At 56.9% G+C, this 11,382-nt stretch carries 9 protein-coding genes; 2 read left to right on the forward strand and 7 right to left on the reverse strand.

The annotated features are described in order from the left end of the window. Positions 1-89 precede the first annotated feature (89 nt). Together uca and atzF are read left to right on the forward strand one after the other, a co-directional pair. Positions 90-3,719, forward strand: a complete 3,630-nt coding sequence (gene uca, locus EI77_RS17245; RefSeq protein WP_133796542.1) for an urea carboxylase — start codon at positions 90-92, stop codon at positions 3,717-3,719. Beyond that, on the forward strand, positions 3,716-5,518 hold the full coding sequence (gene atzF / locus EI77_RS17250) for an allophanate hydrolase (RefSeq protein ID WP_133796543.1): 1,803 nt from the start codon (positions 3,716-3,718) through the stop codon (positions 5,516-5,518). The genes uca and atzF overlap by 4 nt, the downstream gene beginning before the upstream one ends. On the opposite strand, the gene EI77_RS17255 is transcribed toward atzF, so the two are convergent. The 7 genes from EI77_RS17255 to EI77_RS17285 form a co-directional block, all read right to left on the reverse strand. Next, positions 5,508-5,810 carry an urease subunit gamma gene (locus EI77_RS17255; RefSeq protein WP_133796544.1) on the reverse strand — a complete coding sequence of 101 codons (303 nt, stop codon included), beginning with the start codon at positions 5,808-5,810 and terminating at the stop codon, positions 5,508-5,510. The genes atzF and EI77_RS17255 overlap by 11 nt on opposite strands. A 6-nt stretch (positions 5,811-5,816) precedes the next feature. Beyond that, positions 5,817-6,434 (reverse strand): HupE/UreJ family protein, encoded by a 618-nt coding sequence (locus tag EI77_RS17260; RefSeq protein ID WP_133796545.1) that lies wholly within the window; start codon positions 6,432-6,434, stop codon positions 5,817-5,819. A gap of 24 nt (positions 6,435-6,458) precedes the next feature. Further along, on the reverse strand, positions 6,459-7,154 hold the full coding sequence (urtE, locus tag EI77_RS17265) for an urea ABC transporter ATP-binding subunit UrtE (protein WP_133796546.1): 696 nt from the start codon (positions 7,152-7,154) through the stop codon (positions 6,459-6,461). A 4-nt stretch (positions 7,155-7,158) separates the two neighbouring features. Next, positions 7,159-7,920 (reverse strand): urea ABC transporter ATP-binding protein UrtD, encoded by a 762-nt coding sequence (gene urtD, locus EI77_RS17270; RefSeq protein WP_133796547.1) that lies wholly within the window; start codon positions 7,918-7,920, stop codon positions 7,159-7,161. A 9-nt stretch (positions 7,921-7,929) separates the two neighbouring features. Further along, complete coding sequence (gene urtC, locus EI77_RS17275) at positions 7,930-9,069, reverse strand: urea ABC transporter permease subunit UrtC (protein WP_133796548.1); 1,140 nt, start codon at positions 9,067-9,069, stop codon at positions 7,930-7,932. 27 nt (positions 9,070-9,096) lie between these two features. After that, positions 9,097-10,815: an urea ABC transporter permease subunit UrtB gene (gene urtB / locus EI77_RS17280; protein ID WP_133796549.1), complete on the reverse strand. Its 1,719-nt coding sequence runs from the start codon at positions 10,813-10,815 to the stop codon at positions 9,097-9,099. A gap of 148 nt (positions 10,816-10,963) precedes the next feature. Then, the coding region (locus EI77_RS17285; protein WP_166647327.1) for a transporter substrate-binding protein at positions 10,964-11,382 on the reverse strand (419 nt) is incomplete at its 5' end.

Consider the following 11,382-nt stretch of genomic DNA (forward strand, 5'->3'; position numbering starts at 1 on the left):
GTGTATCGCTCGAGGCAGCCCGCGGACAAACCCGGAAAAATCCGAAGTCACACGGCGGCTCTCATTTGCCTGCCATCTTTCCAACATCCATGTCCACTGACCACCGCCCCATAGCCAAAGTCCTCATCGCCAATCGTGGGGAGATCGCTTGCCGCATCATCCGCACGTTGAAAAAAATGGGCCTTCGGTCAGTAGCTGTCTATTCAGAGGCGGACCATGACTCACCCCACGTCTCATTGGCTGATGAATCCTATTTGTTAGGCCCGGCACCGGTGGCTGAAAGCTACATCAATCAGGCGAAGTTGCTCGAAGTGGCTGCCCTCTCTGGAGCCGATGCCGTGCATCCTGGTTATGGATTGCTGAGTGAAAACTCCGGTTTTGCTGAAGCCTGCGAGAAAGCAGGCATGTCGTTCATGGGGCCGACACCGGAGCAAATGCGCGCCTTTGGGCTGAAGCATACTGCCCGTGAGCGCGCGCTGGCCTGCAATGTCCCGCTTGTCCCCGGATCCGACCTCCTCAAGGATGCTGAGGAAGCCGTCAGCGAGGCGGCACGCATCGGCTTTCCTGTGATGCTGAAGAGCACAGCAGGCGGAGGTGGCATCGGCATGAGACGCTGTGATGACGAGGACTCATTACGCGCTGCCTTTGAATCCGTGGTCAGGCAGGGCAAATCCAGCTTTGGAGATGGCGGTGTGTTTGTGGAAAAATTAGTCCTCAATGCACGCCATGTGGAAGTGCAGATTTTCGGTGATGGCAAAGGCACCGTCGTTGCCCTGGGGGAACGCGATTGCTCCACCCAGAGGCGCAATCAAAAGATCATCGAAGAAACCCCCGCGCCTAACCTTTCGGATGAAACAAGGCAGGCTTTGTGGTCCAGCGCCGTGCGTTTGGGCCAGTCGGTCAACTATCGCTCCGCAGGCACGGTCGAGTTTGTTTACGATACGGATACCCATGAGTTTTATTTCCTGGAGGTAAACACTCGCCTTCAGGTGGAACATACCGTCACCGAAGCCGTCACCGGCCTGGATCTGGTGGAGTGGATGGTTCGCACAGCCTCAGGGGAAGACTTCGGTCTGTCAGATTATGTCTTTTCCCCCCGTGGCAGCGCCATCCAGGTGAGAGTCTATGCGGAGGATCCCCACAAGGACTTCCAGCCGAGTTGCGGACGTATGACAGAGGTGACTCTCCCTGCGGATGCACGCTGTGATGGATGGATCAGCACAGGCACCGAAGTCACCCCCTACTACGATCCCTTGCTGACGAAGATCATCGTCCACGCCCCCGACCGCGCAGCGGCCGTTATAAAAATGCAGCAGGTGCTGGATGCCACCCGCCTGAGCGGCATCGAAACAAACCTGGCCTATCTGCGCCAGGTCATTCGTGATCCGCTTTTTACTGAAGGCTGCATCACCACCCGTGCCTTGGCCACGAAGTTTCATTACCAGCCTGCCACCATTGATGTTTTAGCTCCCGGTGTGCAGACCACCGTGCAGGATTTTCCAGGCCGCATCGGTTACTGGGAGATCGGCGTCCCTCCCTCGGGCGCCATGGATCCGCTGGCCTTGCGCATCGCCAATCGTCTCGTCGGCAATGAAGAAAGCATCGCCGGCCTGGAGATCACCCTGGCCGGCCCGACGCTCCGTTTCAATGCAGCCACCACCATCTGTCTCACCGGCGCCGCCCTCAGTGCCGAGGTGGACGGCACCCCCATCCCTTTCTGGCAACCTGTCACTCTCAATGCTGGCCAGACGCTCAAACTGGGCCGGGTGACGGCGCAAGGCTGCCGCGCCTACTTGGCCGTTCAGGGCGGGCTGGATGTGCCTCTTTACCTCGGTAGCCGCTCCACATTCACGTTGGGGAATTTCGGTGGCCATGCAGGCCGTGCCTTACGCGTCGGCGACGTGCTTCATTTGGGAAAAACGACTTTTACTGCCGCTCCCGTTTCTCTCGCGGCAGTTCATCCTTTCGCCTTACCGGAAGCCATGCCGGACGCGCAGGGAAGAATGGCCATCCGTGTCATCTACGGCCCTCACGGTGCGCCCGATTTCTTCACCCCTCAGGACATTGAAACATTCTTCAGCACCGAGTGGGAAGTGCATTACAACTCAGCCCGCACAGGCGTCCGTCTCATTGGACCCAAACCCCAATGGGCACGCACGGACGGCGGAGAGGCAGGCTTGCACCCTTCCAACATTCATGACAATGCCTATGCCATTGGCTCCATTGATTTTACCGGTGACATGCCCATCATCCTCGGACCGGACGGCCCCAGCCTCGGCGGCTTCGTCTGCCCGGCCGTCGTGGCACATGCTGACCTGTGGAAAATAGGGCAGTTGAAACCAGGAGACCGCGTCACCTTTGTCTCCATCACTCTGGATGAAGCCGAATCTCTGAGTGACGAAATTGAGCAATCCCTGTTAGGCCACAGCAGCCCACCTGTGAGTGCCCAGCACCACGTTCCTGCCAGCGCCATCCGCCGCCACATTCCCGCCACCGACGTACGCCCAGATATTGTCTTCCGTCCGACAGGTGACCGTCACCTTCTCATCGAATTCGGTCCTCTTGTGCTGGACATTGCTCTTCGTTTCTGGGTTCATGCCGTCTATCTGAAACTTCAAGATCTGGCCCATCCCGGCATCATTGATCTCACCCCAGGCATCCGGTCTTTGCAGATCCATGTGGATGGCAAGAGCCTGCGTCTGGCCCAGGCAGAGCAGCTCATCACCAGCCTCATCGAATCATTGGATGATGTAGAGCATCTGGAAGTCCCCTCCCGCATCATCCATCTCCCTCTGTCCTGGGATGATCCGCAGACGCAGCTAGCCATTGATAAATACATGCAGTCAGTCCGGCCTGACGCACCCTGGTGCCCCAGCAATATCGAATTCATCCGCCGGATCAATGGCTTGGAAAGCATCGCTGAGGTTCAGCGCATCGTTTTTGATGCCAGCTACCTCGTCCTGGGGCTTGGCGATGTGTATCTGGGCGCACCCGTCGCCACACCGTTGGATCCACGTCATCGTTTGGTGACTACCAAGTATAATCCTGCACGCACCTGGACCCCGGAAAACGCTGTCGGCATTGGTGGAGCTTATATGTGCATCTACGGCATGGAGGGCCCCGGCGGCTATCAATTCGTCGGCCGCACCATCCAGATGTGGAATCGAGATCGTGTGACCGATGTCTTCGAAGCGGGCAAACCCTGGCTGCTCCGCTTCTTTGACCAAGTTCGCTTTTACCTCGTCAGTGCGGAGGAGCTAATGGAGCTTCGGCGCGATTTCCCGGCAGGACGTTACACACCCCGCATTGAACCCAGCAGCTTCAAGCTGAGTGATTATCTGGATTTCCTGGAGACGGAAGCTACCGACATTGAAAACTTCCGCCGCATGCAGCGCGAAGCCTTTGCCGCTGAGCGTGAACGCTGGCGCATCGCCGGACTGGATGTCACGGAGTCTGCAACTGGCAATGGCAGCATCGAGGCTGAGGTCATCATCCCCGATGGCCAGGAAGCCGTCGTCAGCCCAGTAAGCGGCAGCCTGTGGAAGATGCTCGTCAAGGCTGGCGACCGCATCGAAGAAGGCCAGGCCTTGCTCATCATCGAGGCGATGAAAATGGAGATCCCAGTCACCAGCACCATGTCTGGCACAGTGGCTGCGTTGCATGTGAAAGACAGCCAGTCCGTCACCCCCGGCCAAACCCTCCTAACCGTTATTGCATGACCCCAGATCTTTCGATCTCCACCTTGTTAAAAGCCTATCGCGAAGGCCGCCGCACCCCTGAGAAAACCATCCTCGAAGTCTGGGCACGGGCTGCGGAAGATGATCCGTCCATCTGGATCAACCGTCCCTCCTTGCAACACTTGCAACACTATTTGCGTGCCCTGGAGGGGGAGTCCCCAGATACCAAACCGCTCTACGGCATCCCTTTTGCCATCAAGGACAATATTGACTGCGTGGGCCTCCCCACCACGGCTGCCTGCCCGGCCTGGAGCTACGAAGCCCAGGAAAGCGCCTATGTCGTGAATCTCCTGATCGAAGCGGGTGCCATTCCCATGGGGAAAACCAACCTCGATCAGTTTGCCACTGGCCTCGTCGGCGTCCGCTCGCCCTATGGCGTCCCGCAAAATGCTTTCGATGCCCGTTACATCCCTGGCGGCAGCAGCAGCGGCTCCGCAGTTGCTGTGGCAAAGGGTCTGTGCAGCTTCGCCCTGGGTACTGATACCGCAGGCTCAGGCCGCGTGCCAGCTTCCTTCAACAATCTCGTCGGCCTGAAACCCACTCGCGGCGTCCTGAGTTGCAGCGGTGTGGTCCCGGCCTGCCGCACCCTGGATTGTGTCTCCATCTTTGCCCTCACCGCAGCCGATGCCGCACTGGTTTATAACCTCACGGCCTCTTTTGATGAAGCCGATGCCTATGCCAGAAAACGCTGCATGCTGCGCGAGCCTGCCTGGCCTCCGCGGATCGGTGTCCCGCCCATGGACCAGCTTGATTTCTTTGGCAATGAGTCTGCCAAACGCCTTTTTGAATCGGCTGTGAAAACCGTGGCGGATATGGGCTGGCAGATCGTCGAGACGGATATCTCTCCCTTCTTGAATGCCGCCCGCCTGCTCTATGAAGGTCCGTGGGTGGCTGAGCGTGCCGCCGTCATCAGCGATCTCATTGCCGAAAATCCAGAGTCCATCCTGCCTGTCACGCGTAACATTATCAAAGGCGGGCTCAAAGGAACAGCCATTGAGGCTTTCAAGGCGCAATATCGCCTGGCTGAATTGAAACGCATCAGTGAGGCCACTTGGAATCAGGCAGATGTTCTCCTCATGCCGACCACCGGCACCATCTATACTCTGGCCGAGGTCGAGGACGAGCCGATCCAGCTCAACAGTAACCTTGGTCGCTACACCAATTTCATGAACCTGCTGGACCTCTGCGGGTGTGCCGTGCCTGCGGGCTTTTTGGACACCGGCCTTCCTTGGGGCGTCACCTTCTATGCTCCCGCCTGTGGGGATGCCCTGGTGCTCGGCTGCGCTGGCCACTTCCACTCTGCGGTCAAACTGCCTCTCGGCAAAACCACCACGCCCAGCAGCAGCGCGGCTCTGCCGGTCATACCCGCTGCGGAAAAGAAAGTGCCGATGATGCAGATCGCCGTCTGTGGGGCCCACATGGAAGGCCTGGCTCTGCATTGGCAGTTGAGCGAACGCTCTGCACGCTTGGTCCAGCGCACCCACAGCGCCCCTCTTTATCAGCTCTATCTCTTGCCTGGCAGCGGTCGCATCCCGGACCGCCCAGGCATGGTACGTGTTAGCGAGGGCGGCTCCGCCATTGAGATGGAAGTCTGGGAAATCCCACAGTCCACCGTCGGCTCATTCCTGGAGGGCATCGGCGCGCCTCTGGGTCTGGGGAAAGTTCAGCTTGCCGATGGCAGTCAAGTCTGTGGATTCGTCTGCGAAGGCATTGTTGCCGACTCCGCCCAGGACATCACCAGCCACGGTAGCTGGCGTCAGTGGCTAAAAGCTACACAATAGGATTGTGCACGGTCACCAGTTTCGTTCCATCCGGAAAGGTGGCCTCCACTTGCACTTCGTGGATCATTTCAGCTACGCCCTCCATCACCTCGGCACGCGTGATGATCGTCGCCCCGTAGCTCATAAGTTCAGAGACTGTACGGCCATCGCGCGCACCTTCCATAATCTCAGCCGTAATGAGGGCGATGGACTCTGGGTAGTTCAGCTTCACCCCTCGGTCACGACGACGCCGTGCCACATCAGCAGCCACAACGATGAGCAACTTTTCCTGTTCGCGCGGAGACAAATGCATAGCAGATCAGAACGGGAGGATCGTGGAAGAACGGTGCATGGCAAGACCACTTTTCGCAACCTTCACCACCGCAGCACCAGAGAGCGCCAGCAGCAGCGTCGTCACGGCGATACCTGCCACATAGGCACCGGCGACAGATTCCATCGGCCACGCCAGCCCGTGCACATTTCCCTGCCAGACTGCAGCCATGGCCACCAGCCCCATTTGCATCAGGGCAGGCATCTTCTCTCTCGTCACTAAAAGTAAAACAGGCAACGCCATCACCGCTAGCAGGCTGGATTCAACCGTTGGCAAAATCACCTGCCCAGCCCCCAGCGCGCCCCCCATGGCCACGCCCCCAACCAGAGCCCCCATCCATCCACGAGAAGACTGACCACGCGCAGCGGCTACAGCAAGAGCACCGATGGCGACGGCAAACATCCAATGATCCATCCCCAGCAGGGGATGCCGCAGCCCGGCCATGAATGCAGCCCCGTCTTCAAACTCATCCACATCCTCCATGCTAGGTGGAAGATGATGGGCATGCAGCGGAAGCACCGTCAGCAGCAGCACCGAAAGTGCAGCCAGACAGGCGCTCAGGCGGAGCTTTGTCGTGCGAGGAGAGAACATTGAATGGTCAGGCATAAAGGATGCAGATCTGGCAGTCCATTAGACAGTGAGATGTTTTTTCACCACTTCGTCAGTGAGATCTTTCACCCCACCTTCAGCAACCACTGTGCCACGATCCATGATGTAAAACACATCCGCCAGTTCACGGCAGAAGTCCAAATACTGCTCGACCAGCAGAATGCTCATCTTATCCTCCGAGCGAAGAATCTTCAAAGCATCGCCGATCTGGTCGATCACGTTGGGTTGAATACCTTCCGTTGGCTCATCCAGAATCAATACCTTTGGCTCCGTCAGCAGAGCTCGGGCAATGGCGAGCTGTTGCTGCTGGCCACCACTCAACATTCCGCCTTTGCGTGGCAGAAATTCCTTGATGATGGGAAACAGGGTAAAGATACGATCCAGTTTTTCCTTGTTCTTCAGTCCCCGCGCCGTAGCACCCAGCATCAGATTCTCTTCGACAGTTAAAAAAGGGAATATATCCCGCCCCTGTGGCACATAGGCTAGGCCCAGGCGAGCGCGCTCTTCAGGAGCCATACGGGTGATGTCTGTCCCGGCCAGCATCACCTTGCCAGCATCAGGTTTGAAAAGGCCCACGATGGTGCGCAGCGTACTTGTTTTGCCGACGCCATTGCGGCCCATCAGACAGCAAAGTTGGCCGTCAGGAACAGTAAGATCAACGCCGCGCAGGATGCGGCTGCCGCCGATGGAGGCTTGGATGGAGGAGAGTGTGAGCATGTCGTTAAGCGGCTTTCTTGCGTCCCAGATACACTTCGATCACGCGCGGATCATTCTGCACAGCATCCACGCTGCCTTCACAGAGCACGCTGCCCTGGTGCAGTACCGTCACCTTGCGACCGGTGGCGATCTGTTTCACAAAAACCATGTCGTGCTCGATAACGATGATGCTGTGCTTGCCCGCGAGTTTCAGCAGCAGCTCTCCGGTCAGCGCCGTCTCATTGTCGCTCATACCCGCAGCCGGCTCATCAATAAGCAGCAGCTTGGAATTTTGCGCCAGCAGCATGCCGATCTCCAGCCATTGCTTCTGGCCGTGCGATAGTGATCCCGCCAGATCCGTGCGGCGTGTGCCCAGGTTGATGATCTTCAGGATCTCGTCGATCCGGTCGATGTCCGTACTCGTCGTCTTGCTGAAAAGCGTCTGCCAAACACCACGCACACCTTCCAGGGACAGCAGCAGATTTTCAAAAACGGTGTGGTCCGTATAAACAGTCGGCGTCTGGAACTTCCGGCCAATACCCAGGCGCACAATTTCATGCTCGCTCAGTGGCACCAGTTCAGTCAGAGCCCCAAAGGTGATCGTGCCAGTATCCGGCTTCGTCCGGCCCGTGATGAGATCCAGGAAGGTCGTCTTCCCGGCTCCGTTCGGGCCGATAACGGTCCTCAATTCTCCCTCAGTGAGGTAAAAATTGAGATCGGTGATAGCCTTGAAACCGGCGAAGGATTTGTTCACGCCTTCCGCGTTGAGAATAAGAGGGTGGTCCATGACGATGAATTAAACGGCTTCCTCCTCGGGTTTCGTGATGACGGCATCGTCAGGCTCCTTATGCCGGTTTCTTTTTTGCAACCAGTCCCGCACCATGCCCGGGACCCCCACGATGCCCTTGGGCAAAAACAGCACCACGATGATGAACATGCCACCGAGGATAATGAGCCACATATCCGGGTAAGCCCGCGTTGCCCAGCTCTTGAGCGCATTCACACTCACCGCACCGACGATAGGCCCGATCAATGTTCCTCGTCCCCCCACCGCTGTCCAGACGACCGCCTCCAAGGACTTCTCCGTCGTCATTTCACTCGGGTTAATGATTCCCACCTGTGGCACATAGAGAGCGCCACCGATGGAGCCGATCAACGCACTGAGGACAAAAATGAACAACTTGAAGTTAGGCGATGAATAACCGCTGAAGAGCACCCGGTTCTCACTGTCCCTCACCGCCTGTTGCACCAGGCCGAAGCGGCTTCGGGTCAGACAGCGCAGCCCCACATACGTCATGGACAGTACCACCGCCGTGACAATGAACATACCGCGCTTAGTCTCCGGGCTGCGGATGTCGTAACCCAAGATGAAACGGAAATCGGTGAATCCGTTGTTACCACCCATCAGCATGTCATTGCGGAAGAACATCAAAGATGCGCCATAGGTCAGCGCCTGCGTCAGGATCGAAAAGTATACCCCACGAACCCGTGAACGGAAGGCCAGCCAGCCGAATACATAAGCGACAATACCAGGAATGAGTAACATCATCACCATCGCAAACGGGAAGTTGCTAAACGGCCTCCAAAAAGTGGGCAACTGCTCCCAGCCCAGGAAGACCAGGAAGTCCGGCATATCTTTGTGATACTGCCCCATGTCCCCGATCATCCGCATCAGATACATCCCCATCATGTATCCTCCGAGCGAGAAAAACAGCGCCTGGCCCAGACTCAATAATCCAGTATACCCCCAGAGCAAATCCACACTGATCGCCAGCATGGCGTAACAGAGGTATTTGCCCCAAAGGTTGATCGTGAAATCACTGATCCAACCAGCGTAATTCATCAGCGGCATCAGCACGATGAAGAAAAAGGCGAAGACCGCCGTGATGGTCCATTCTTTTTTCGCAATGGGACGAACGAGCAGGGAGTGTGTCATGAAACAGGTAGGTCGTGAAATGTTCGCTCAGGATTCCAGGCTGCGGGTCTTGGTTGCAAATAGCCCGGCGGGACGCCATTGCAGGAAGAGAATGATGGCCCCCAGGACAAGGATTTTGCCCAACACCGGATTGCCCAAAATTTGCTGCAGAGACTGGTCCACCACCCCGATGCCAAGTGCGCTGGCCACCGTGCCAATCAAGCTGCCCACCCCTCCAACCACCACAGTCATGAAGGCATCCACAATGTAACTCTGCCCCAGGTTCGGCCCCACGTTGCCGATCTGTGAAAGGAAAGCGCCAGCCAAGCCAGCCAGCCCGCTGCCAAAACCAAAGGTCAGCATGTTCACGCGCTCCGTCCGTACACCCAGACAAGCCGCCATGTTACGGTTCTGCATCACCGCTCGGATGAGTAGCCCCAGGGGTGTCTTCGTCAGCAGCAGCCATGTGCCGATCACGATCAGCACCGCAAAGCCAATCACGAATACCCGGTTCCAACCGAAGACCACGTCATTGACCGTCCAGTTATCGCTCAGCCAGGCAGGACTGTTGACCTGCACATTGTTAGACCCAAAGATCATCCGGAAAAGCTGCTGCAAAACCAGCGATACACCCCACGTCGCCAGCAGGCTTTCCAGCGGTCGGCGATAAAGGAACCGTATCACTCCGCGCTCCAGCGCCAGCCCGACAAGCGCCGCCATTATAAAAGCCATCGGCAGTGCGATAACGAAATACATCTCATACACCCAGCCCGTGGTATTCATACCCGGTAGAGTCATCTTGATCCCAAAGGGTGAAAGTGCCAGCCCTTCAGCAAACACACATTGCACCACATAAGAGGTATAGGCTCCCACTACGATCAGCTCTCCATGCGCCATGTTAATCACCCCCATCAGGCCAAACGTAATGGACAGGCCGATAGCCACCACCAGCAGAACAGATCCCGAAGACAACCCACGAAAGAGTGTCCCAAAAAAGTTTACCGTTGAGCGATGACCCTCCACGGCCGCCAGAGCCTTCTTGGCCGCAGACAACAGCTCCTTGTCACCCGCCTTCTCAGACTCCTTAATGATGCCTTCCAACGCATCCTTGGCGCTCAATGGATGAATTTCCTCCAAGGCCTTACAACCAGCCAGCCGCACCGCCACATCTGGACTCCGCAGTTGCGTCAGTGCAATGGCTTCTTGGATCGCACGCTTCACCGCACCATCCTTCTCGAGCTTGAGGCGACCTTCCAGAATCGGCAGTTTAGTCAGATCTCTTTCCATGCCGAGCTGAGAGATGGCCATCAGACGGTCCTTGGCATCAGGTGCTGCCAGCTTGGACAAATCAATGACCGCCTTCATCGCGCGACGGATGCTGCTATCCGTTTCTGCGATCTCCGTATTGGAGGCGACTCGCACAACCGCACCCGCTGCATCTTTATAGGGCTCCTTGTTATCCAGACGGACTGCGGATTCCTTCTTTGTAGCATCAGGATCGCCAGCCAGCGTCACAGGAATCTTCACACCGTCCGCTCCAGGCAGCAAATAAATGCCACCCTCTTTCCACAGTGTCAGCAAGGGCTCCGTTTCTGGATCACCCATTCCTGTCAAGGAGTTGACAAGCGCAACTTGCGCATCGCTGTCATCAGTAAGCACAACAGCTTCAGCAATGATCTGGCGGGCGCTTTTAGTCTCCTGCGCATGTGCCAGCCCTAGCGTGAAAATGAGAGCGACAAAGATACCGTGGAACCAGGCTTTATTCATATCAAATGCAGGTCGGAAGATAAGCCTTGGCATCGCACATTCAGTGCCAAGTCATCGCGTGAACTCTCCTCATCTCAGGGTTTAAAGAAAAAGGCGGCCCGCTGTTAACGGACCGCCTTTCATGGATAATCAACAGTTAATCCGAATCTCACTTAGCCTTGAACGTACCCTTCAGGAAGGGCTCGCCATAGACGTTGTCATACGACTTCAAAATCTTGAACTGACCATCGGCCTTCGTCTCACCGATGAAGACGTTCTTGGTCACGTGGTGGTTCTTCTGGCTCGTCACCGTTCCGCCAGGGCCGTCAAAGCTGATGCCCTTTTCCAGTTCGGCGATCACTTTGTCCACTTCGAAGGATCCTGCCTTCTCTACAGCGGCTTTCCACAGATACACACCCACATAGCTCAGTACCATCGGGGAGCAGGTCACACGGCCTTCCTTCACGATTCCAGGAACGTCGCTCTTTGCCAACCATGCCTGGAAGTCGCTGATGAACTTCTCGTTAGCCGGGGACTTGATGGACTGGAAATAAGTCCAGCAACCAAGCTGACCCACAAGCTGCTTAG

It is taken from the genome of Prosthecobacter fusiformis (genome assembly GCF_004364345.1).
GTDB lineage: Bacteria > Verrucomicrobiota > Verrucomicrobiia > Verrucomicrobiales > Verrucomicrobiaceae > Prosthecobacter > Prosthecobacter fusiformis.